The sequence below is a fragment of the Brevibacillus gelatini genome (assembly GCF_003710935.1).
GTDB classification, from domain to species: domain Bacteria; phylum Bacillota; class Bacilli; order Brevibacillales; family Brevibacillaceae; genus Brevibacillus; species Brevibacillus gelatini.
Genome location: NZ_RHHS01000017.1, coordinates 382921 through 403899, shown reverse-complemented (window position 1 = coordinate 403899; position 20979 = coordinate 382921). Strand labels below are relative to the sequence as shown.

Sequence of the window (20979 nt, the reverse complement as noted above, 5' to 3'; positions counted from 1 at the left end):
TTTCTGGACAGCCCCTTTTTTGCGTTAGCGGATATTCGAATGTTTGTACTCATAGCCGTGCAATCTGCTGTAGCCCATGCAGGAACGAGCGAGCAAGCTGCCAATCTTGGACGGTTTAATCCTGCTCTGCCTGTCCAATCAATTCCTCCATTGACTGCGTAGGCAACAGAATATTCCCCCCAAAGACATTATTTTTATGAAAGCCCCAATCCCCAAATGCAAGCAAATGGTACCGACCCTCTATTTGTTTTACGATTCCCCATAATACGCCGAGATCGCCCTCTGCGCCTGCGCTGATAAATAGCCAATCTCGGTAATGACAAATAGATGGCTTCCGAAACATCCTGAAATCATCCAGATACCCATCGTCCCCCTTTCGTACGGGAAAATCATGAGCAAAATCATGAATCATCCTTACTTCTAAAACCTTGACTTGCAGCCATGCTTGCCATTCATTCCGCTCAATCACGCGTTCAATCGAGCACTGGACAAAACACGATTGCTCAATCTCTTCCGGATGAGAGTCCCACCCATTGAGACTGGAAGAGAGCGGAGTGTACAACATCCAAAAAGGTTTTCCCATTTGCATATGGAAAGGATGGTATACTTTTACCGTTCTGGCCTGCCCTTGTACAGGCGGGCGCTCAGAACGTACCCAATAAGGGTCATCCAGCGGGGGGACTTCGGTTGCGAAATCAGACCATTCCATCACGTCATTTTCGAAACCGACAATGTCGAAAAACTTGCTTTCCATCTTGATTGGCTCCGATAATTGGCGACATGTCCGGCAGGTTAAGGCGATAACCTCTTCTCCCATCTGTTTCCACTCCATTCTATCAGCAAAATTGTTTTATTCGACTGTGTATGCCCACCTGTAACTCGCACGTTACCGTATCAGCCCATGAAAAATCGGATGATTCAAACTGCTGCGGGATGTTGTACACTGCTTACGCGTTGCTGGGAGCAGGACAAGCCTGCCGCAGCCAGCAGAGTCAGCCATGTCCAGATCATGAAAAGCAAAAAGGCTTTTGTTCTGCCGAAAAAGCAGCCCAAAAGCCTGTCGTCTACTCGTATGGTGCGGTCGAGAGGACTTGAACCTCCACGGTGTTGCCACCACTAGAACCTGAATCTAGCGCGTCTGCCAATTCCGCCACGACCGCATATAAAACACATGGTGCCGGCGATAGGAATCGAACCCACAACCCCCTGATTACGATTCAGGTGCTCTACCAATTGAGCTACGCCGGCAAGTAATGATATTCGCCATTCGTTTATCAAAAGATGGCGGAGCTGACGGGACTCGAACCCGCGACCTCCGGTGTGACAGACCGGCGTGAACTCCAACTTCACCACAGCTCCATGTGGTTTTTCCATTTTTTACTCACTATCGTGGGCACTTCTGTAATATAGCATGTTTTCTACCAACTTTGCAATAGTTTTTGAAAATTTTTTCTCCATCATTTTTTCATAGATTTACCATTGAAAATCCGTTAAAATTTTATCCAGATATGCAGAAAATAGTAGATTGGTGGAGACGATGATATGAAACTGACTTCGAAGCTACTCACCTCCCTCGCCCTCTTCACTCTGCTGCCAACTGCTGCTCACGCCTCCTCTGGAGTGTACGTAGTATCAGCAGGGGACACGTTGAGCAAAATTGCCCGTGAGCACCAGACTACGGTCAGCCAGCTCATGCAAGTGAACCAGCTGAAAAGCGATCAGCTGTCGATTGGCCAGACTTTGGCTTTGCCTGAGGGAAGCCTGTCGGCAGGCGCTGGAGGCGATCTCCCTCTCGATGTGATAGCCGGCTCCAATCTTTCCGCCCAGAATGAGCCGGAAGAATTGACGGCTGGCGAAAAAGCTCGCGTGACAGCAGATGTGCTGAACGTGCGCAAAAAAGCGTCGACGGATGCGAAAGTGTTAGGCAAGCTGAAGTATGGCGACCTGGTTGAAGTCGTCGAGACTGGCAGCGAGTGGACCAAAATCGAGTTCGAAGATGATGAAGCCTACGTCTTCTCCGCTTACTTGAGTCCAAAGCTCACCCCTGACCTTGTGTTTACAGGCGAAGTTGATTCCGCAAGCCTGCATCGTCTGGAAGCGATCTTTGAACCATTGCTCAAAACTCCGTATGTGACTGGAGGAACTACCCCGGACGGATTTGATTGCAGCGGCTTTACTTCCTACGTATTTAGCCGACTCGGAGTAACTCTTCCGCGCACATCCGAGGAACAATTCCGCGGTGGAACATCGGTTCCGCTGGAGCAGGCAAAGCCGGGCGACCTGCTGTTTTATGATTCCCTTGGAAAAGGACGTGTATCCCACGTAGCGATTTACCTGGGGAACGGCACGATCGTCCATGCAAACGGCGAAGACGTACGCTATGGCAAAGTGGAGTACATGCACAAGCTGTATCCGTTTTACGGCGTGAAGCGCTACGTCGATTTCTAGTAGTTTGATCCAAACAAACAGCCCACACCTGTCTGCAGGTTGTGGGCTGTTTGCATGTGGGACTCGTATCAATGAATTTCCGAATGTTGTCCGGCCTGCGGAGGTGTCTGATTGCCCCCGATTTCGATTTTTCCCAAGGCCTGCTTCATCTTGTCGAGCTGAAGCTGGTAATCGCGTACAACTGTGGTGAGAACGCTGACCGACTCTTTAAAATCGGGTTCGCTACTGACCCTGTCGATGGCTCTATGTAGATGCAGCATTTTGTTCTCTGTTTCCCGCAGTAAGTCGAGTAACTGCAATCCGTTTACCACGTCATCACCTCATTTGCTTTTTTCTTACTGTTTCCCGGTCCGTCCGTTGCTATGCGTCAAAAAACGCCCGACTCGCTTATCGGGCGTTTTTTCCTGCAAGCTTACGCACGTGCTGCGGCAAGCTCTACAAACGTATCAATATCTTTTTCGATCAAGGCAAGCGAGCTGCGCCAGAAGTCAACCGAGCGCACGTCGACATCCATGATAGCCGCCACATCCGCAATGTTCATTTTGCCTGTGACAGACAAAAGCTCGTCATATTGCTGGACGAACGCTTCGCCGCGCTTCACATACTCGGCGTACAGTCCTTTGGCAAACAGCAAGCCAAAGGCGTACGGGAAGTTGTAGAAGTTGAAGTCGGCACTATAGTAATGCGGCTTGCACACCCACATGTACGGATGCAGCACGGCATGGTCCAGCCCTTCTCCGTAGGCGTCTTTTTGCGCTTGCAGCATCAGCTCCTTCAGCTCGTTGACGGACAGGGAGCCTTCCGCACGACGGGCAAATACGGCCGTTTCAAACAGGTAGCGGCTGTAAATATCGACGATGACCTGGCCGGCGCCCGAGATGTCGTTTTCCAGGATCGAAAACGCTTCTTCGGGTGTCGCCTGGGCCAAAGCCGCTTTGGCAATAATCGTTTCACACAGGATCGACGCGGTTTCGGCAATCGGCATCGGGTAGTCGCTGTTGCAGAACGCTTCCTGGACGAGACATTCGCCATGATAGCCATGTCCCAGCTCATGCGCCAATGTGCTTACGTCACTGTAGCTGCCCGTGTAGTTGGCCATGATCCGGCTTTCCCCGACCATGTGCAGGTTGTAGCAAAACGCTCCGCCGCGTTTGCCTTCGCGAATCTCGGCGTCAATCCACTGGTTGTCAAAAGCGCGGGCTGCATAATTCGCCAGCTTTTCGCTGAAGCTGCCAAAATGCTTGACAATAAAATCGCGCGCTTCCTGATACGTGAAGCGCATGTCGGCTTCGCCCACCGGAGCGAACAGGTCGTAGAACGGCAAGCCGTTCTCATGTCCGAGCAGCTTGGCTTTTGCCCGGAAGTATTTCGTAAAGGCCGGCAAGCTTTCCTTCATGGCCGTGAGCATCGCGTCGAGTGTCGCCTTGTCCATGCGCGAATCGAGCAATGTTTTTTCCAGGGGCGATTCATAGCCGCGCAGCTTGGCTACGGTGATAACCTCGCCCTTGATGCCGTTCAGGCACGCCGCAGACGATTCCTCGATCTTTTTGTAGGCGGCAAGCTCTGCCTCGTAGGCGGTTTTGCGAAGCGTTGCATCTTTTTCATATGCCATGTTGCGCACGACTGGCAGAGGAAGCTGTTTCGCCTCTCCGTCAACGGTGATGTCCACCAACAAGGTCGAGGTCAGCATTTCCTGCAGCTTCGTCCAGGCGTTGGAGCCTGTGTTTTTCATTTTCGCCAAAATGATCTCTTCTTTTTCGCTGAGCATGTACTTGCTCTTCTCGGACAGTTCGGTCAGCATGAAGCGATGGGTTTCCAGCAGCTCTGACTGGCCAATCAACTCGCTCAGGTTGTCCAGCTGGCCCAGCCATTTCTGGAACTGCACGCCCGGCTCCACCAGCTCGACGGACTGCTCCTGTACTTTCTCGATCAATTGCAGCGCTTTTTCGTTTTTCGCGTCTACACTTGCCGTCAGCTCGCCAAACGCGTACAAGCGGTACTGCGTCTGCAAGATCGACGTCAGCCGGGTAATGTACGCCTCCATCTTCTCGACAGCGTCTTCTGGCGATTGCAGGCTCATTGCGGCCCAGCTCTTTAGCTCGTTCATTTCCCGGCACAGTTTTTCCCAATCTTGCCTGCATTCCGGCGAGTCAAACGACGTGTACAAAACGTCCAAGTTCCAGCGCATGTTCATGAGTTCGGCCTCCTTATGCCTATGTATGCTATGTATCAGACTCTATTGTAAAAAAATTTAGATAGATTAAGCAAGTTTTTATAAAAAACATGCGCGCAAAAAACAAAGCCGCCCCAAGCGATAACCTTCGCAGCTGCTCCACGTTGGAATCAGGCAGTCGCAAGAGACATCGGGGATCATTTTCCCGGCTCCCCTTCTTCGGCCCTCTCCAGCATGACAGCCACTTCGGCTGGCGGCTTTCTCGTGCGGCGTCTTGCTTTGCGCTTCTTTTTGCGCAGCACAAACAAGGCAGTCAGCATGAAGGCCAGTGTCGCAAGCTGAATCGGTTGGGAGAGCTTTGCCTGGACCCAGCCGCTCATGCCGAGCAGATGGAGAAGGACGGCTAGGTAAAGAAGAATCGATGCGAGATTTTGCGCGTTCACTCTTTTTCACCCCTGTCTGGCCAGAGCGGATGGGAGAAGAAAAACTCCCGTGAAGCCAGGCTGGTGAGCTCCACAGGAGTGTCGGTTCGTGCTGTGTATCGCTTTGGGATTAGATCGGCAGAAGCTCTACGCTTTCCTTGCTCTCAAGCTCTGCCACCATGTCCAGCCAAGCTTGCGGCTTTTGCGGCAGGACGGCGTAATAGCGCTTGAGGAAAGTGACGATCAGTTCTGCCTCCAGACTTGTCTGCTCTTCATTCGTCGGCAGGAAGCCAAGGTCGAGTCCAGCTACTGCTTCACCATCGTTTTGCCAGGATGGATGCACATACGCGATATTCGTGCGCTTGTAGCCCAGATGGGAAAGAACTTCCCGGCGCACGAACGGGTCCATCGGCTTGATGCCGCCAAAGCTGTGCTCCTGCACGCGGTACGGATCGTAAATTTCGGCAAACATGCCGTACAGTTCCTTGCCATTTTCCTTCGCCAGCGCGAGCAGGTCTTTTTGCCGCTCTCTCGCCAGAAAACGGCCTACGCCAAGCCCTTCCCGCCCGATAATGGTGAAGTCGGTCATGGCGACGTTCAGATCAGGATAGTAGCGGTATTCGGTAGCGCCGACTACCTCGCCTTCATGTACGGCCACAAATACGCGAATTCCCGGGTCTTCGAGCGGCTCTTTCCACAATTCGTAGGCGAGAACCTCCTCTGGCGGGAAAACTTCCTGCATCAAGCGGTGCATTTTGGCAAACAGCGGATTGTCAATATGTTGAATGCGTACAAATTCCATCGTGATTCATCCTCCTGGTTCTGAAAAATCGGTAATTCGTTCGTCGCCTAGCGTGCGAGAAACGGGTTTTTCCACTCCATCAGCACGGCGTAGTTGCGGGACTCCTCGTCCTCCAAATAGTTCGGCACAATTTGCACAGGCATCCGGCCACAACGCATGAGAAACGTAATGACCGGGTCTTTGACCTCTCCCGCCACCACGCGCTCGACGTATTGCTCCGGCGTCCACTCATCTGCATAGCGGCCGTAACCAGGCATTCTTCCGCCGCCCAAAAGCCGTTTCAAGCCTTTTTGGACGACCAGCTCGTACATTGCCTGCATCATCAGTTGTCCGAGTCCGAGTTTGCGGTGGCTCGGCCGGATGCAGATGTCCACGATGTACAGCGTGTCCCCGTTTGGATCGTGGTTGCGGATGTAACCGTTGTCGGTCACGTCTGCCCACTTGTGCTCCGGGTGCGCAGGATCGAATGTCACGAGCAGTCCGGTCATCGAGCCTGCCAGGACACCGTCCACCTCCACGCAAATCGCGCCCTCGGGAAACAGCGTAATGTGGTTGGTGAGCTGCTCCTGGTTCCACCACAGCTCGGATGGAAACGGCGGCGGGAAGCTCTCCGCCTGAATCTGGATCAGCTCGAAAAAGTCGGAGCGGTTGTAGTTGCGGATGACAGCCTTGCGCGGCTTGTCCCCTTCAAACACATACAGTTCTTTGCGGTACATTTCCATCCTCCGTCTGTTCGCGAGATGCTAGCTCCAATCGGGATACAGGTCTGTGCGACGGTCGCGCCACGTTGTCACCGAGCCTTTTTCCCGCACTTCGTACAACAGCGACAGGTCAAGGTCGGCGGTCACGAGCATGTCCTGGTTGATTTCGCCTTCAGCAAGCACTCCGCGCGGCGGGAACGGCACATCGTTTGGCGTCAAAATCGCCGCCTGACCGAAGTTGGCACGCATAAAGTCGACTGTCGGCAGCGAACCTACTGTCCCCGTCAGAACGACGTACACCTGATTTTCGATGGTGCGCGCATGGCTCGTGTAGCGTACGCGATGGAAAGCGTGGCGGTCGTCGGTGCAGGACGGACAGAAAATGACGTCTGCGCCGCGAGCCTTGGCGATGCGCACCCACTCGGGAAACTCGATGTCGTAGCAAATAATCAGCGCGACCTTGCCTTTGTCGGTTTCAAAAATTTGCAGCGCGTCGCCTGCCCCCATGTTCCAGCCTTTGATTTCCCAGGGCGTGATGTGGATTTTCTTTTGCTGGCCCACCCGTCCGTCCGGGTAGAACAAAAAGGCGGTGTTGTACAGCTTGCCGTTTTCCTCGATAATGTGCGTGCCGCCGATGAGGTGCATGTCGTACTTGGCAGCAAGCGAAGTAAACAGCTGCACGTACCGCTCTGTAAAGGACGGCAGCGCTGTAATCGGCAAAGCGTTTCCTTGTCCGTCACCGATGGACATGAGCTGGGTGGTGAACAATTCCGGAAACAGCAAAAATTCGCTGTCGTACTCCTGGGCGTTACGGACGTAGTGCTCGACTTGATTGGCAAAATCTTCAAAGCTATGTATCGTATGCAGATGGTACTGCACTGCGGAGACGCGCATTTTCACGGCAATCTTCCTTCCTTCCTTTTTTCCAGATGTCTAAAATATATCAAAAATGATCGGGAAAGTCTCTCTTTCCAGATAAACAAGTGCAAAGGCTGGACGTTGAGGCGACTGCTCCGGCGAAACAGGATGTCCGTTCGTTTTTTACGTTACGTTCATCCCTTCGAAAGCTGGTATAATAGCTACGTGAGACATAGGAGGAATCCAGATGGATGAATGGTTGAACAAGCCTGTGAAAACGAAAGAGCGTCCGAAGAAACGCGGAATCGTTGAATACATCGACGAGCAGTACATCGTCGTCTTTTTTACGGCTCCGCGTAAGGAACGCGTGATTTTTTCCAGCAAGGAGTCGTTTTTGAACAAAGTGGAGTTGCTGGAGGACGAGCCGTCCACACCCTAGCAGCCTGCTTTTTTAACCGCCAAAAAAACCCGTATCCGGCACAACGATTGGTGCGCAGGATACGGGTTTTCGCTTTTACGCGTAGTGCTCTTCGCGAAGGCGCTTGATTTCTTCGCTGTCGAGGTACTCGTCGTAGGTCATCATCTTGTCGATCACGCCTTTTGGTGTGAACTCGATGATCCGGTTGGCGATCGTTTGCACGAACTGATGGTCGTGGGAGACGAACAGCACGGTTCCATCGAAGTCGATCAAGCCGTTGTTCAACGCCGTAATCGATTCCAGGTCCAGGTGGTTCGTCGGTTCGTCCATAATCAGCACGTTGGCGCCAGACAGCATCATTTTGGACAGCATGCAGCGAACCTTTTCGCCCCCGGACAGCACGTTCGCTTTTTTCAGCGCTTCGTCGCCCGAGAACAGCATGCGGCCAAGGAATCCGCGGATGAACGTCTCGTCTTGCTCCTTGGAGTATTGACGCAGCCAATCCACGAGATTCAAATCTGTGTCGAAGTATTGGGCGTTGTCTTTCGGGAAGTACGCGCGGGAAGTGGTGACTCCCCATTCAAAAGAACCGCTGTCCGGCTCAACTTCGCCCATCAAAATCTGGAAGAAGGTCGTCTTTGCCAGCTCATTTGGTCCGACAAACGCTACCTTGTCCCCTTTGTTGATGACCAGATGGAGGTTTTCAAACAGCTTTTCGCCCTCCACTGTCTTGCTCAAGCCTTCAATCGAAAGCAGGTTTTTGCCCGCTTCGCGCTCCGGCTTGAAGTTGATGAACGGATATTTGCGGCTGGATGGACGGATGTCTTCCAGTGTAATTTTCTCCAGCAGCTTTTTGCGCGAGGTCGCTTGCTTCGACTTGGAAGCGTTGGCGGAGAAGCGCGCGATGAACTCCTGGAGTTCCTTCATCTTCTCTTCTTTTTTCTTGTTCTGTTCACGAGCCATCTTCAGCGCGAGCTGGCTGGATTCGTACCAGAAGTCGTAGTTACCCACGTACATTTGAATTTTGCCGAAGTCAATATCCGCGATGTGCGTACACACTTTGTTCAGGAAGTGACGGTCATGGGAAACGACGATGACGGTGTTTTCATAATCGGCCAGGAAGTTTTCCAGCCAGCGAATCGACTCAATATCCAAGTGGTTCGTCGGCTCGTCCAAAAGCAGAATGTGCGGGTTGCCAAACAGCGCTTGCGCGAGCAATACCCGTACTTTTTCCGTACCGGACAGGTCTTTCATCAGTTTGTCGTGCAGTTCGGTCGGGATGCCCAGACCAATCAGAAGGCTTGCTGCATCCGCTTCTGCCATCCAGCCGTTCAGCTCTTCGAATTCCGCTTCCAGCTCTGAGGCGCGGTTGCCGTCCTCTTCGTTGAAGTCTTCTTTCATGTAGAGCGCCGTTTTTTCTTCCATGATCTCGTACAGGCGCTTGTGACCCATAATGACGGTTTTCAGGACTTCATACTCGTCAAACTCGAAATGGTTCTGCTTCAACACAGCGATACGCTCGCCTGGTGTCACCGAAACGTGTCCGCTCGTCGGTTCAATCTCTCCGGAGAGAATCTTGAGAAATGTAGATTTCCCCGCACCGTTCGCACCGATGAGGCCGTAACAGTTACCAGGGGTAAACTTGATCGATACATCTTCAAACAGTGCGCGTTTGCCGTAGCGCAGCGTCACGTTCTGAGTGCTTATCATCGTCGCAATACCTGCCTTTTTTGAATCGTTCAAACACTTATCTTACCAGAGCCAACCTCATATTGCAAAAGAATTGCCGCTGCGACAAATCTCAGCCTTGACACTTTTCCTCATGGATTGTTGCAAAACCGGGAATGCTACCACTGTATTTCCACCCTAACGAAGAAAGAGGTCGTGACAATGTCCAAGCACAACGGAGTCAAAAACGAGATGGGCAAAAAAGAAAATCCTTCCCAGACCCGCTCTTCGACGACGGTCGGCAAGGAAGAAACTCGCTCCAAGCAACGGGGCGAATAATCGTGCCCTTCCACGCGAAAACCGGCCTGCCTTTTTGTGCAGACCGGTTTTGCCTTCGTTTTGTCGTGATCGTTCAAATGCTGACCTGCTGCGGAACGTAGACCCGCGTTGGCTTGATCGCCGGCGCGTTTTCCACAAAAATGGAGACGTTGTGCAGCGTCACGTACACCAAGCCGCCTTCGACCACGTTCAGCTCCAAAAACCGCTGACGGCTCATCTCCGCTTCAAACACTTCCTTCGTATCCAGCCGCTTCAATTCCAGACGGACGAACGGGCCGAGCGGTGTAATCCGTTCGATTTGCGCCCGAACGGCTGTGGTCGCGGACGATTTCGGCGGGTGCAGCGACACTTCCACGTCATGCGGACGCATGTAGCCGACAGCCGGCCCATCAAAATGAGCGTGCTCCGCCTCGAACTCCGCTTCCCCCAGCTTGATCCGTCCGTCCTGAATCCGCCCGTGAAACAGGTTGACTCGGCCAAGGAAGCTGTAGACAAACGGGTTGGCAGGCTTGTGGTAAATTTCTTCGGGCGTGCCGACCTGTTCCACCCTGCCTTCATTCATGACGACGACGCGGTCTGCCAGCTCCATCGCTTCTTCCTGGTCGTGCGTCACGAACAAAATCGTCAAGCCGAGCTTTCCGTGCAAATGGCGCAGCCAGCGCCGCAACTCCTGCCTGACTTTTGTGTCCAATGCGCCAAAAGGCTCATCCAGAAGCAAAAATTTTGGCTCCACCGCAAGCGCTCTGGCCAGCGCGACACGCTGTCGCTGTCCCCCGGACAATTGCGAAGGATAGCGATGCGCCAGCCCTTCCAATTGCACCAACCTGAGCAGCGAATGCACTTTTTCGCGAATCTCTGCTTTGCTTGGCCTTGTTTTGCGGGGACGGACGGTCAGACCGAATGCGATGTTGTCAAAAATCGTCATGTGCCGAAACAGGGCGTAATGCTGGAACACAAACCCGACTTGACGCTCGCGCACATCCCGATTTGTATTGTCCTCGCCGTTAAACAGGATGCTCCCTTGCTGCGCCTGCTCCAGTCCGGCGATCAGCCGGAGCAGGGTCGTCTTGCCGGAGCCGGACGGGCCTAACAGCGCGACCAGTTCGCCTTCGGGAATGTGCAAATTGACATTTTGCAGCGCGGTAAAGTTTTTGTACGTCTTTGAAATGTTGACAACCTCAATGCTCATCCTGCCCTCTCTCCTGACACGTCAAAGTGATATTCCTCTTCCACCTCGAACTGTCGCTCTGTTTTCCACTCGATTACGCTTTTTACGACGAGCGTAACCAGTGCCAGCACAGCGAGTAGCGTCGCGACCGAAAAAGCCGCAGCAAACTGGTATTCGTTGTACAAAATCTCCACGTGCAGAGGCAGCGTGTTGGTCATGCCGCGAATATGTCCGGAAACGACCGAGACAGCGCCAAATTCGCCCATCGCCCGGGCATTGCAGAGAATGACGCCATACAGTATGCCCCATTTCACATTCGGCAAGGTGACGCGCCAAAACGTTTTCCAGCCGCTCGCCCCGAGCGACACGGCCGCTTCCTCTTCGTCCTTGCCCTGCGCCTCCATCACGGGGATCAGCTCGCGAGCGACAAACGGAAACGTGACAAAAGTCGTCGCCAGCACAATGCCCGGCACGGCGAAAATGATTTTCAGATCAAGCGTAGCCAACAACGGCGCGGCAATTCCTTCGCTGCCAAACAGGAGAACGAAAATCAGCCCGGCGATGACAGGCGACACTGCAAAGGGCAAATCAATCAGCGTCAGCAGCACATTTTTGCCGCGAAACGAAAACTTCGCGATGGCCCACGCAGCGGCGACGCCAAACGTGACGTTCAACGGCACGCTGATGGCGGCGACCAAAAGCGTCAATTTGACCGCCGACAGCGTTTCCGGGTCGGAAATGGCGGCGAAAAACACGTCTGCCCCCTGCTTGAACGCCTCGGTAAAGACGGCAATCAGCGGCAGGATGAGAAACAGTCCGAGAAACAGAAAAGCAACCGCGATCAAGCTCCAGCGCACGTAGGCTGGCTCCGTTACATGCTTCATTGGTCACACCCTCTATCGTGCCGCATCGAATTTGTTCATCCTCCATTGCAAGTAGTTAATCATCAGCAGCATGACAAACGAGGCAACGAGCATGACCGTCGCAATCGCTGTCGCGCCCGCGTAGTCGAACTGCTCCAGCTTTGTCATGATGAGCAGCGGCACAATTTCTGTCTTGAGCGGCATATTGCCGGAAATAAAGACGACAGAACCGTACTCGCCGAGCGCTCGGGCAAAAGCAAGGGCAAAGCCGGTAATGATCGCCGGCAGCAAATGGGGCAAAATGACGCGGGTAAACGTGTGAAAGCGTGTCGCCCCCAACGTCGCAGCCGCTTCCTCCATCTGCAGATCCCAGTCCTGCAAGACAGGCTGCACCGTCCGCACGACAAACGGCAGACCGATAAACGTCAAGGCCACCCAGATGCCGATTGGCGTATACGCGACTTTGATCCCCCACTCCGCCAAATACTGCCCGATCCACCCGTTTTCAGCGTAGATGGAGGTGAGCGCAATCCCGCCTACTGCTGTCGGCAAGGCAAACGGGAGGTCGACGATGCCGTCAATGATGCGTTTGCCGGGAAACTGGTAGCGGGTCAGCACCCAGGCGACCAGGACGCCGAATACGGCATTGACACAGGCGGCAAAAAAAGAAGTGAGAATACTGACGCGAATCGAAGCGAGCACGCGCGCATCGAGAATCGTGCCCACAAATTGTTCCCAGCTTAATGTGGAAGCTTTTAAAAAAAGGACCGACAGGGGGATCAGCACCAGCAGGCTCAAATAAATGATGGTGTAGCCCATCGTCATCCCGAAGCCCGGCAAAAACCCCCTGCGCGAAAATAATTTTTTCATGGAGCTGACTCCTCTGATGACAGGTTATGTTTTCTGGCGTTTACGGTTGGTACAGTTGATCGAAGACGCCCTGGTCGGAGAAATGCGTTTGCTGCGCCTTCGTCCACCCTCCGAACAGTTCGTCGATTGTGAACAGTTCGATTTCAGAGAACGCAGGTGTATGCGCCTTGAGCACTTCCTCAGAGCGAGGACGGTAGTAATTCTTCGCTGCGATTTCCTGTCCTTTCTTTGAATACAGGAACTGCAGGTACGCTTCGGCGACTTCTTTTGTCTTGTGCTTTTCCACGTATTTGTCAACGATGGCAACAGGCGGTTCGGCCAAAATGCTGATGGATGGATTGACAATCTCGAATTTGTCTTTGCCCAGTTCATTCACCGCGAGATACGCTTCGTTTTCCCAGGCGATCAGCACGTCGCCAATCCCCCGCTCGACAAAGGTAGTCGTCGAGCCGCGCGCACCGGAGTCGAGGACCGGAACATTTTTGAACAGCGCCGCCACGAACTCCTTTGCCTTGGCTTCATCTCCCCCGTTTTTCTTGAGTGCATAGCCCCAGGCAGCGAGGTAGTTCCATCTGGCTCCCCCGGACGTTTTCGGGTTCGGTGTGATGACCGAGATGCCCGGTTTGACCAGATCGTCCCAATCCTTGATCTGTTTCGGATTACCTTTGCGCACCAGAAAAACGATGGTCGAGGTGTAGGGCGAACTGTTATCCGGCAGTCTTTTTTGCCAGTCGGCCGGAATCAGTTCTCGCTCGGCTAGGGCATCAATATCGTAGGCGAGCGCCAATGTCACGACATCGGCTTCCAGTCCGTCGATGACCGAGCGGGATTGCTTGCCGGAGCCTCCGTGAGATTGCTTGACAGTAACCGATTGTCCGGTTTTCTCCTTCCACTCTTGGGCAAATTCCGTGTTAATTTCTTGGTAAAATTCTCTCGTCGGGTCGTAGGAGACATTGAGCAGCTCGACGGCTTGCGCGCTGCCTCCCGCCTCTGTCCCGCCCGTTTCTGTTCCTTGCGACGCCGCGGAGCATCCACTCAAAGCAATCGCTAACGCGACAATTCCGATGCGTCTCAGACTGGAATGGATCTTGCCCTTTGTGGTGTTCATTGTGGTAACTCTCACTCCCCGTTTTTAATCTATACTATTTTACTCGGAATACTTTGATATTTAGATTATACCTGCCCTTCCCTCACTGTCAATCTTATTTCCCATCCACTTTATGCCCCATAGGCGGGCGAGGTGAGCGCGAGCGGCAGTCCAAATTCTCGGGATCAAGACTTTCCCTTGCGCCGCTGGTTTCTTTTGTGCAGGCTGAGGCCGCCGCGCTCTTGCGGGTCGGCGAACGCCTCGTCCAATCACCCGACGCGGACATCCGTCTCGCGCATTTTTTTGCTTTCGGTTATGATGAAAGGACAAAGGAGTGAAGGAACGTGATTACCGTCTATGTAAAACGTCCGCATGAACAGGCGGAGAAGCTCGACATTGCCGATACCAGCTCCTTGAGTGAACTGGTGGACGGCGACTTTGAAGTGGTGGCCGACGATCATCTGGAAGGAATTTCCTTGATTGTGAATGAAGATGGGCGCGGCGTGCTGGGAAACAACTTTCCGATTACCTCTGACGGCTATCTGGACTGGGTCTACGGTCCGTGCGTGTTCGTCAAAGCCGACGGACGCTCGCTCACGGAGGAAGATATTAGCCGCATCGACCGCTTCCTTGCGTCCAAAGTGTAATCGCAGCTTGCTCGTAACAGCGAGCGTACAGCAAAAAGACCCCTGATCTGCCAGCAGATACGCTGCTTCTCAGGGGTCTTTTCGTTTTTGTGGATGGTCTCAGCTTTTGCTTAGCCGTTGATGCCGCTGCTGCCGAAGCCGCCCGTTCCTCTTTCCGTCTCATCCAGTTCGTCGACAACCTCAAATTGGGCAACAGGGACCAGTCCGATCACACCTTGCGCAATCCGGTCGCCTTTCTTGATGAAGTAGCTGTGCGCGTCCACTTCCTCAGCTACCTCTACTTCTTTTTCACTTGCATCCAGACATACTTTGCCGAGCTTGCCGGAAGGAATGCGGATGTTGTCCATCAATACGCACACCTCTCCGCGATAACCCGCATCGACAGTTCCCGGCGCATTCGAAAGGCGCAGCTTTGTCTTCGCGCCAATCCCGGAACGCGGGCGCACTTGCAGCTCATACCCTTCCGGCAAGGCAAAAGCAAGTCCGGTCGGGATTTTGGCAGACTGCCCCGGGGCAATAATCGTATCTTCCACCGCTACCAGATCAAATCCGGCGTCCATGGCACGCGCATATTGCGGGATCACGGCATCCGGATGCAGCTTTTTCAGTTTGACCTGCGCAACCAGGCGCTCATTTGTCAGCTTCATTCCAAGTCTCTCCTCGTCTATCGCCTCATTAGCTGATTTCCTTCCATAGTGTACAAGATGTCCGGCAAGCTCGCCACTTTTTTGCCTGTTTTCGGCGCGTTTTCATAGAACGCTCACAAATCCCTTTTCTTTTTTCTAGGTTTTTGCCACCTGATTGTGTTATAATCACCGTTGCACCAAAAAACTACAATTGAAAAAGAAAGGTGGAACTGTACCTTGCAAGTACAAAAGCCATATCGTGTGCTGCTTTACTACAAGTATACCCCAGTGGACAACTATGAGGAGTATGCTGCTGAACACTTGCAATTTTGCAAGGAGATTGGTCTGAAAGGACGGATTATCGTCGCCCCTGAGGGCATCAACGGAACGGTATCCGGTACCATTGAGCAGACAGATGCCTACATGGAGTATGTGCGAAAAGACCCGCGTTTTGCCGACATGTGGTTTAAAATAGACGAGGTGGACGGGCACGCGTTCAAAAAGATGTTCGTCCGCGCGAAAAAAGAACTGGTGACCTGGCGTCTGGAAAAAGATGTTGATCCAAACGTCAAAACCGGGAAATATCTGAGCCCGAAAGAATTTTACGAAATGATGCAGCAAGAGGACGTCGTGATCCTCGATGGCCGCAACTACTACGAATACGATCTCGGTCACTTCCGCGGCGCAATCCGTCCGGAAGTCGAGTCCTCCCGCGAGTTTCCTGAGTGGATCGCGAAAAACATGAGCCAATACAAGGACAAAAAAGTCCTCACCTACTGCACAGGCGGCATTCGCTGCGAAAAGCTGACCGGCGTGCTGTTGGAACAAGGCTTTAAAGATGTGTACCAGCTCCACGGCGGAATCGTCACCTACGGTAAAGACCCGGAAGTAAAAGGCCGCCTGTGGGACGGAAAATGCTACGTGTTCGACGAGCGCATCTCCGTACCGATCAACCACACCGAAGAAGACGTAGTGATTGGCCGCTGCTACTACTGCGGCACTGTCGAAGACCGCTATGTAAACTGTGCGAATCCGTTCTGCAACAAACAGCACTTCTGCTGCCCTGAGTGCGAGCAAAAATACAAGCGTTCCTGCTCCGACGAATGCCGCGAGCATCCGCGCAACCGCTTCGTCGAGGAAGAAAAAGCGAAGCTGCAAGCTGCCGGAGCAAACGCATAACCCATCTAAAACCAGACAAGCTGACAGTCCTTTGTGGAGGTCAGCTTGTTTTTTTGTGCTTTCTCTCCCCTCACCTTGGGTCTGTCCATCTTTCTGTTGTCTCTATGGGATGCCTGGCGAGCGATGCGCGCAAGCTGAACAGCCGAAAGCGCAATCGCGCACATTTCTGCCAAATCGTCCATGACGGCGTCCGCGTTGGCAAGCTTAATAAACAGACATAAAAAAACGCATCGAACCTACAGGTTCATGCGTTTTTTACATGGTCGCCGTTTCTTGCTCCATTTTGCCAATTCTGTCCTGGAACAGCTTGCCGAGCTGGCCGATGTCCACTTCCCACTTTTCGTCCTTGTAGTAGACAGTCGCCTTCGTCTCTCCTTTTTTGCCCACAATGCGAATGCTGGCCGTCTTGACTTCATAGCTGCCATCCGGTTGAAACGTAATGTCGGCATCCTTCAGTTCGCTGTCCAGCACTGGAGTAATCGTCTTGTCCACCACTTCCTGGGTAGCTACCGCGGCTTGCCGCCCCATCTGAATGACTTCCTCCGGGCTGAACTGGAAGAACAGCACCAGCACCACTCCGAAAATAGCCGCAAGCGAAAGGATGCGGATCAAGCTGCGCACGACCCATTGTGCAGCCAAAATCACCACGATGATACAAACAGCAACGGGCCAGTAATCTTTTACGAGTTGAAGAACCTGCTCCATCCTCACCACTCCTTTACGATCCCATTTTCGCCAAAAACAGGCTGTCGCTAGTCAAAAAACAGGCGAGAAAATGTCGATTGTGCTGGGAAAGCAGAAAAAACCGCCGCAAAACTCGCAGACGGACCTTTTGACTTGGTGCGCCAGGCTCTTACATACAGGATTCGACCTCACGAGTAACGAGTCCTGCCCCCGAACGCAAAAAACGTGCCAGCTCCATGCGCAGCTGCCGCACGCCTGCTTTTTGCCCCTCCTACTCCGGCTTCTCGCTTTTTCGCAGCTCATCCAGATAGCTGTACATCGTCACCTTGGAAACTTTCAATTCGGATGCCACTTTCTCCAGTGCGCCTTTAATCAAAAACACGCCCTTTTTGTCCATGAACTGGACGATTCGCAGCTTTTCGCTTTTGTCGATTTTCTCCACATCTTTTCCGGAGATCATTTGGGCAATTATTTTTTCCACGATCTCCCACACGTTTTGCACGCCGTCCACTTCTTCCCGCGCCGGCGGCTCCTCGTCCATGCGGATGAAGTCCTCGATGAACGCGCGTGTGTGGACCAGCGGCTGGATGTCGATGTTGATGCAAAAAGCGCCGATGGCCTCTCCTTTGGCATTGCGGATCAAGGCCGTCGTCGACTTGATCGTCCGCCCGTCCTCCGTCTCGGTGCGATAGTTGGCTACGACGTCATTTTGCAACTTTTGGGACAAAAGCACCTGTGTAAGGAGAGGATGGAACGATTCGCCGATGGCGCTGCCTGTTACGTGGTTGTTGGCGGTGTAAATAACCGAAGCTTGTGGCGAGCTCAAATCGTGCAAGACGACCTCGCAGTTTCTGCCGAAAGTCCGCGCTATGGCATCGGCAACCGGAATGTACCGTTTCAATTCCTCCGCATATTTCCCCATGCTTCCCGCTCCTTTCGTCCCTGACGCCTGACGTTAATGCAGATGCCTATAAATCATTAAGGGTATCGTATATTTTTTTCTTGGAAATGAAAAGAGGGATAGAATTTTTTATATATCAAGACTGTAGACAGACCACTACTGGTATTCCTGTTAGCTATACGTTTTCATTTTGCTTATCAGTGCAGATGAACAGAAAAATTTATTCGCAAACCTTATGCATATTTCTTGCTGTGCGCCGAATTTTTCTTCCATTTCCGCAGTCTGCATAAAGTAAAAAGAAACGCCGTCACACCGGGGACTGACCCCGCTCGGGCGACCGCGTTTCTTTTTGCGACTAGATGCTGCTCTGGTCATACTGCAAGCCTTTGGCATAATATTCTTCCTGAATGTGCGCTGGCACCAGGCTGCCCCCGGTCGCCCAGACGATATGGGTCGCGTTTGCCAGCTTGCCAGCAAGGCCATGCTGGTCAATGTAGCGCTGCCCGGCCGCGTGTGCAAGCAGGCGCACAGGTCCCGGCATGCCAGCCAGCGCAGACGGCTCCAGCCGCACAGACTCGCTGTCGCGCAGCGCCCGCAGCAATCGGTACAACTCCTCGTCTGCCACGGTGTAAACGCCGCTGAGCAGCGATTCCATCACCTTGCCGACGAAACGGGATGGCCGCCCCACTGCCAGTCCGTCCGCTTCTGTCCTGTTGTCGATACCAAAGTCTTGCACGGCGACCTGGTCATGCAGGCCCGTCATCAGGCCGAGCAGCATACAAGGCGAATGTGTCGGCTCCGCAAAAAAGCAATGGACGTGATCGCCGTACACGAGCTTCAAGCCGTAGGCGACGCCGCCCGGTCCGCCGCCCACCCCGCACGGCAAGTACACGAAGAGCGGATGCTCGCTGTCGACCACAACCTGCTGCTCCTCCAACTGCTTTTGCAAACGTCTTGCGGCCACCGCGTAACCGAGAAACAGCCGTCTGGAATTTTCATCGTCAATAAAATAGCAATTTGGGTCGGCTTCCGCCTGTTTTCTGCCCTCTTCCACCGCTTTTCCGTAGTCGGACTGGTATTCGATCACTTGCACGCCCTTTGCGCGGAGCAGTTCCTTTTTCCAGGCTTTTGCATCCGCAGACATATGTACCGTCACCCGAAAGCCGAGCTTCGCGCTGATGATCCCGATACTCAGTCCGAGATTGCCCGTCGACCCTACAGCGATGGAGTAGCGGGAAAACAGCTCGCGATACGAATCGGAGGCAAACACGGCGTAATCCCCGTCAGCAGGCAATAGACCGTGCTTTCTGGCCAAATCCTCCGCGTGGGCGAGCACCTCGTAGATGCCGCCTCTCGCCTTGATGGAACCTGCGATTGGCAGGTGGCTATCGCACTTCAGCAGGAGCCGTCCCGGTATTTCCTGTGCGAAGCGGGCCGCCAGTTCGCTTTGCATTTTGCCGATGGATACGAGCGGCGACTCGATCAGTCCGCCTGCCTCGGCCGTTTCCGGAAATGCGCGTTGAATGAACGGCGCGAATCGGCGCAAACGTTCCTCCGCCTCATGTATCTCTTCGGCTGTCACCGACAGAGCCGCACAGGCGATGGGAGCATAGCCCGGATTTGTCCAAAATACTTCCTTCGTCGCCATCATTTCGGACAATAACGGATACTCCCGCTTCCACTGCTCGATTGATTTTCCTGCTACTATCATACGGTTTTCCATCGCAATCGCCTCCATTTTTGTTCCTGCTGCCCGTCAGGTTGCGTGGTCGCCCGGCGATGCGACTGGTGTCGTATACTAGCTCGTTCGCATCGTGGCTGTACATATTTTACCAGCTCTCCCGTATCCGTATCGCGATTGGCACATTTTGCAAACTTTTTTCACGATTGTTATAATAGCACAAATACAAAGCTAGCCAATAGCAAGGAACGGCTGAAAGCAGGCATGTCTGTGCTGCAAAAGCAGACGAAGCCCCAGCCAAAAGGAGAGAACAAAATGGAAATCAGAAAGCTGGCTCCGCACGAGGAGGCCCCCATGCCTCTGCTATTGCTTGCAGATCCTTCGCCAAAATTGGTGGAAGACTACCTGCAAAGGGGACAGTGCTATGTCGCCGTCCAGGACGCGGCGATTGTCGGGGTCTACGTCCTGCTCCCTACCCGCCCGGACACGATCGAGCTGGTCAATATCGCGGTGGATGAAGCCCATCAAGGAAAAGGCATCGGCAAACAACTCGTTTTGCACGCCATCGAGGTAGCAAAGGCGTCCGGATACAAAACGATTGAGGTCGGCACAGGCAATTCCAGCCTGAATCAGCTCGCCCTGTACCAGAAATGTGGGTTTCGCATGACCTGGATCGACCGCGACTTTTTTCGCAGACATTACGAAGAATCGATCTATGAAAACGGCATTCTGTTGACGGATATGGTGCGACTCTCCCGAGATATTTGAGGGCTGTCCATATCGCCATCATTGCCCTATTAGAAAGGATTCCCATGTATACATACACGATCTGTTTTCTTATGCACCAAAACGAGTTTCTCCTGTTGAATCGGCGCAAACCGCCATTGATGGGCCGCTGGAACGGCGTCGGCGGCAAGCTCGCGCCAAACGAGTCACCGCTTGCCTGCGTTCTCCGCGAGGTATTCGAAGAAACCGGCATTCCGTTGACCTCCGCCCGCTACAAAGGAATCGTCTCGTGGAAGCTCGACAGGACGGTACTTGGCGGAATGTACGCTTTCGTAGCCGAGCTGCCGGATGCATGGGAGCGTTTTGACACGCCCCGGCGAGTCGAGGAAGGCATTCTGGACTGGGTGACGCTGGACTGGATCTTGCACCCGGACAACGAAGGAATCGCGGAAAATGTCCCGCGTTTTTTACCGTATATGTTGGAAAACGACGAGCCTGTCGAGCACGCATTTACGTATGAAAGCGGCCGGGTGGTTGGCTACGAGCGCGCTTCGCTTCCGGAATTATCTCCATACCTGTTTGGTTGATTCCCTTACTATACACCTGAACTTACGAAAAAGTTATCGATTCCATGATTCGGTCGGTTAAATTCAGCCCTATCCAAGGATGTGATCCACATGGATAACAGTGTAATTTCATCGGTTTGTTTACGGAAAAA

General features: G+C 53.2%; 22 protein-coding genes and 3 tRNA genes. 6 read left to right on the top strand and 19 right to left on the bottom strand.

What is annotated here, in order from left to right; genetic code table 11:
• Window positions 1-115: 115 nt before the first annotated feature.
• From EDM57_RS08505 to EDM57_RS08490, 4 genes are all read right to left on the bottom strand, one after another.
• Entirely contained in the window at window positions 116-817 is a 702-nt protein-coding gene (locus tag EDM57_RS08505; protein ID WP_122904320.1) for a hypothetical protein, read from the bottom strand.
• Window positions 818-1073: 256 nt separating this feature from the next.
• A tRNA-Leu gene (locus EDM57_RS08500) sits at window positions 1074-1160 on the bottom strand.
• 12 nt (window positions 1161-1172) lie between these two features.
• Window positions 1173-1248 (bottom strand) — tRNA-Thr (locus EDM57_RS08495).
• A gap of 34 nt (window positions 1249-1282) precedes the next feature.
• Window positions 1283-1359, bottom strand: a tRNA-Asp gene (locus tag EDM57_RS08490).
• 183 nt (window positions 1360-1542) lie between these two features.
• On the opposite strand from EDM57_RS08490, the gene EDM57_RS08485 reads away from it, so the two are divergent.
• Window positions 1543-2448 carry a C40 family peptidase gene (locus EDM57_RS08485; RefSeq protein ID WP_122904319.1) on the top strand — a complete coding sequence of 302 codons (906 nt, stop codon included), beginning with the start codon at window positions 1543-1545 and terminating at the stop codon, window positions 2446-2448.
• A 68-nt stretch (window positions 2449-2516) separates the two neighbouring features.
• Here EDM57_RS08485 and EDM57_RS08480 read toward each other — a convergent pair whose 3' ends face one another.
• The 6 genes from EDM57_RS08480 to EDM57_RS08455 all read right to left on the bottom strand — a co-directional run bounded on the left by EDM57_RS08480 (window position 2517) and on the right by EDM57_RS08455 (window position 7446).
• A complete protein-coding gene (locus EDM57_RS08480) occupies window positions 2517-2759 on the bottom strand; it encodes a hypothetical protein (RefSeq protein WP_122904318.1) in 243 nt (80 codons plus the stop codon).
• Window positions 2760-2860: 101 nt separating this feature from the next.
• On the bottom strand, window positions 2861-4642 hold the full coding sequence (locus tag EDM57_RS08475; protein ID WP_122904317.1) for a M3 family oligoendopeptidase: 1782 nt from the start codon (window positions 4640-4642) through the stop codon (window positions 2861-2863).
• Window positions 4643-4818: 176 nt separating this feature from the next.
• On the bottom strand, window positions 4819-5064 hold the full coding sequence (locus tag EDM57_RS08470; protein WP_122904316.1) for a hypothetical protein: 246 nt from the start codon (window positions 5062-5064) through the stop codon (window positions 4819-4821).
• A gap of 109 nt (window positions 5065-5173) precedes the next feature.
• Window positions 5174-5845, bottom strand: a complete 672-nt coding sequence (locus EDM57_RS08465; protein WP_122904315.1) for a GNAT family N-acetyltransferase — start codon at window positions 5843-5845, stop codon at window positions 5174-5176.
• A gap of 47 nt (window positions 5846-5892) precedes the next feature.
• Window positions 5893-6561, bottom strand: coding sequence for a GNAT family N-acetyltransferase (locus EDM57_RS08460; protein ID WP_122904314.1), 669 nt, complete (start codon window positions 6559-6561; stop codon window positions 5893-5895).
• A 27-nt stretch (window positions 6562-6588) separates the two neighbouring features.
• Window positions 6589-7446, bottom strand: coding sequence for a carbon-nitrogen hydrolase family protein (locus tag EDM57_RS08455; RefSeq protein WP_122904313.1), 858 nt, complete (start codon window positions 7444-7446; stop codon window positions 6589-6591).
• Window positions 7447-7651: 205 nt separating this feature from the next.
• Here EDM57_RS08455 and EDM57_RS08450 point away from each other — a divergent pair, with 205 nt between their 5' ends.
• Window positions 7652-7843 (top strand): hypothetical protein, encoded by a 192-nt coding sequence (locus tag EDM57_RS08450; protein ID WP_122904312.1) that lies wholly within the window; start codon window positions 7652-7654, stop codon window positions 7841-7843.
• 75 nt (window positions 7844-7918) lie between these two features.
• Here the strand turns inward: EDM57_RS08450 and EDM57_RS08445 are convergent, their stop codons facing one another.
• The 5 genes from EDM57_RS08445 to EDM57_RS08425 all read right to left on the bottom strand — a co-directional run bounded on the left by EDM57_RS08445 (window position 7919) and on the right by EDM57_RS08425 (window position 13838).
• Complete coding sequence (locus EDM57_RS08445; protein ID WP_122904346.1) at window positions 7919-9532, bottom strand: ABC-F family ATP-binding cassette domain-containing protein; 1614 nt, start codon at window positions 9530-9532, stop codon at window positions 7919-7921.
• Between the two features lie 370 nt (window positions 9533-9902).
• Window positions 9903-11018 (bottom strand): sulfate/molybdate ABC transporter ATP-binding protein, encoded by a 1116-nt coding sequence (locus tag EDM57_RS08440; protein ID WP_122904311.1) that lies wholly within the window; start codon window positions 11016-11018, stop codon window positions 9903-9905.
• Entirely contained in the window at window positions 11015-11881 is an 867-nt protein-coding gene (gene cysW / locus EDM57_RS08435) for a sulfate ABC transporter permease subunit CysW (RefSeq protein WP_122904310.1), read from the bottom strand. The genes EDM57_RS08440 and cysW overlap by 4 nt, the downstream gene beginning before the upstream one ends.
• A gap of 12 nt (window positions 11882-11893) precedes the next feature.
• The gene (cysT, locus tag EDM57_RS08430) at window positions 11894-12730 is read right to left on the bottom strand and encodes a sulfate ABC transporter permease subunit CysT (protein WP_122904309.1); all 837 of its coding nucleotides are present in this window, start codon (window positions 12728-12730) and stop codon (window positions 11894-11896) included.
• Between the two features lie 40 nt (window positions 12731-12770).
• A complete protein-coding gene (locus EDM57_RS08425; protein ID WP_122904308.1) occupies window positions 12771-13838 on the bottom strand; it encodes a sulfate ABC transporter substrate-binding protein in 1068 nt (355 codons plus the stop codon).
• Between the two features lie 323 nt (window positions 13839-14161).
• Here EDM57_RS08425 and EDM57_RS08420 point away from each other — a divergent pair, with 323 nt between their 5' ends.
• Window positions 14162-14464 carry a DUF3846 domain-containing protein gene (locus tag EDM57_RS08420; RefSeq protein WP_122904307.1) on the top strand — a complete coding sequence of 101 codons (303 nt, stop codon included), beginning with the start codon at window positions 14162-14164 and terminating at the stop codon, window positions 14462-14464.
• 110 nt (window positions 14465-14574) lie between these two features.
• Here EDM57_RS08420 and dut read toward each other — a convergent pair whose 3' ends face one another.
• Entirely contained in the window at window positions 14575-15111 is a 537-nt protein-coding gene (gene dut, locus EDM57_RS08415) for a dUTP diphosphatase (protein WP_122904306.1), read from the bottom strand.
• A 216-nt stretch (window positions 15112-15327) separates the two neighbouring features.
• On the opposite strand from dut, the gene trhO reads away from it, so the two are divergent.
• Window positions 15328-16269 carry an oxygen-dependent tRNA uridine(34) hydroxylase TrhO gene (trhO, locus tag EDM57_RS08410; protein WP_122904305.1) on the top strand — a complete coding sequence of 314 codons (942 nt, stop codon included), beginning with the start codon at window positions 15328-15330 and terminating at the stop codon, window positions 16267-16269.
• A gap of 255 nt (window positions 16270-16524) precedes the next feature.
• On the opposite strand, the gene EDM57_RS08405 is transcribed toward trhO, so the two are convergent.
• From EDM57_RS08405 to EDM57_RS08395, 3 genes are all read right to left on the bottom strand, one after another.
• Window positions 16525-16974: a hypothetical protein gene (locus EDM57_RS08405; RefSeq protein WP_122904304.1), complete on the bottom strand. Its 450-nt coding sequence runs from the start codon at window positions 16972-16974 to the stop codon at window positions 16525-16527.
• Window positions 16975-17224: 250 nt separating this feature from the next.
• Window positions 17225-17875 (bottom strand): helix-turn-helix transcriptional regulator, encoded by a 651-nt coding sequence (locus tag EDM57_RS08400; protein WP_122904303.1) that lies wholly within the window; start codon window positions 17873-17875, stop codon window positions 17225-17227.
• Between the two features lie 334 nt (window positions 17876-18209).
• Window positions 18210-19577, bottom strand: coding sequence for a D-serine ammonia-lyase (locus EDM57_RS08395; protein WP_122904345.1), 1368 nt, complete (start codon window positions 19575-19577; stop codon window positions 18210-18212).
• Window positions 19578-19850: 273 nt separating this feature from the next.
• Between EDM57_RS08395 and EDM57_RS08390 the strand changes: the two genes are divergently transcribed.
• Both EDM57_RS08390 and EDM57_RS08385 read left to right on the top strand, forming a co-directional pair.
• Window positions 19851-20303, top strand: coding sequence for a GNAT family N-acetyltransferase (locus EDM57_RS08390; protein WP_122904344.1), 453 nt, complete (start codon window positions 19851-19853; stop codon window positions 20301-20303).
• A gap of 44 nt (window positions 20304-20347) precedes the next feature.
• Window positions 20348-20848: an NUDIX hydrolase gene (locus EDM57_RS08385; protein WP_122904302.1), complete on the top strand. Its 501-nt coding sequence runs from the start codon at window positions 20348-20350 to the stop codon at window positions 20846-20848.
• Window positions 20849-20979 lie beyond the last annotated feature (131 nt).

Excerpts from the sequence above, each read along its gene's own strand:
- EDM57_RS08505 (WP_122904320.1), bottom strand. The coding sequence starts at position 817 with ATGGGAGAAGAGGTTATCGCCTTAACCTGCCGGACATGTCGCCAATTA.
- EDM57_RS08485 (WP_122904319.1), top strand. The coding sequence starts at position 1,543 with ATGAAACTGACTTCGAAGCTACTCACCTCCCTCGCCCTCTTCACTCTG.
- EDM57_RS08475 (WP_122904317.1), bottom strand. The coding sequence starts at position 4,642 with ATGAACATGCGCTGGAACTTGGACGTTTTGTACACGTCGTTTGACTCG.
- EDM57_RS08465 (WP_122904315.1), bottom strand. The coding sequence starts at position 5,845 with ATGGAATTTGTACGCATTCAACATATTGACAATCCGCTGTTTGCCAAA.
- EDM57_RS08460 (WP_122904314.1), bottom strand. The coding sequence starts at position 6,561 with ATGTACCGCAAAGAACTGTATGTGTTTGAAGGGGACAAGCCGCGCAAG.
- EDM57_RS08450 (WP_122904312.1), top strand. The coding sequence starts at position 7,652 with ATGGATGAATGGTTGAACAAGCCTGTGAAAACGAAAGAGCGTCCGAAG.
- EDM57_RS08445 (WP_122904346.1), bottom strand. The coding sequence starts at position 9,532 with ATGATAAGCACTCAGAACGTGACGCTGCGCTACGGCAAACGCGCACTG.
- EDM57_RS08440 (WP_122904311.1), bottom strand. The coding sequence starts at position 11,018 with ATGAGCATTGAGGTTGTCAACATTTCAAAGACGTACAAAAACTTTACC.
- cysW (WP_122904310.1), bottom strand. The coding sequence starts at position 11,881 with ATGAAGCATGTAACGGAGCCAGCCTACGTGCGCTGGAGCTTGATCGCG.
- cysT (WP_122904309.1), bottom strand. The coding sequence starts at position 12,730 with ATGAAAAAATTATTTTCGCGCAGGGGGTTTTTGCCGGGCTTCGGGATG.
- EDM57_RS08425 (WP_122904308.1), bottom strand. The coding sequence starts at position 13,838 with ATGAACACCACAAAGGGCAAGATCCATTCCAGTCTGAGACGCATCGGA.
- dut (WP_122904306.1), bottom strand. The coding sequence starts at position 15,111 with ATGAAGCTGACAAATGAGCGCCTGGTTGCGCAGGTCAAACTGAAAAAG.
- EDM57_RS08405 (WP_122904304.1), bottom strand. The coding sequence starts at position 16,974 with ATGGAGCAGGTTCTTCAACTCGTAAAAGATTACTGGCCCGTTGCTGTT.
- EDM57_RS08400 (WP_122904303.1), bottom strand. The coding sequence starts at position 17,875 with ATGGGGAAATATGCGGAGGAATTGAAACGGTACATTCCGGTTGCCGAT.
- EDM57_RS08395 (WP_122904345.1), bottom strand. The coding sequence starts at position 19,577 with ATGGAAAACCGTATGATAGTAGCAGGAAAATCAATCGAGCAGTGGAAG.
- EDM57_RS08390 (WP_122904344.1), top strand. The coding sequence starts at position 19,851 with ATGGAAATCAGAAAGCTGGCTCCGCACGAGGAGGCCCCCATGCCTCTG.
- EDM57_RS08385 (WP_122904302.1), top strand. The coding sequence starts at position 20,348 with ATGTATACATACACGATCTGTTTTCTTATGCACCAAAACGAGTTTCTC.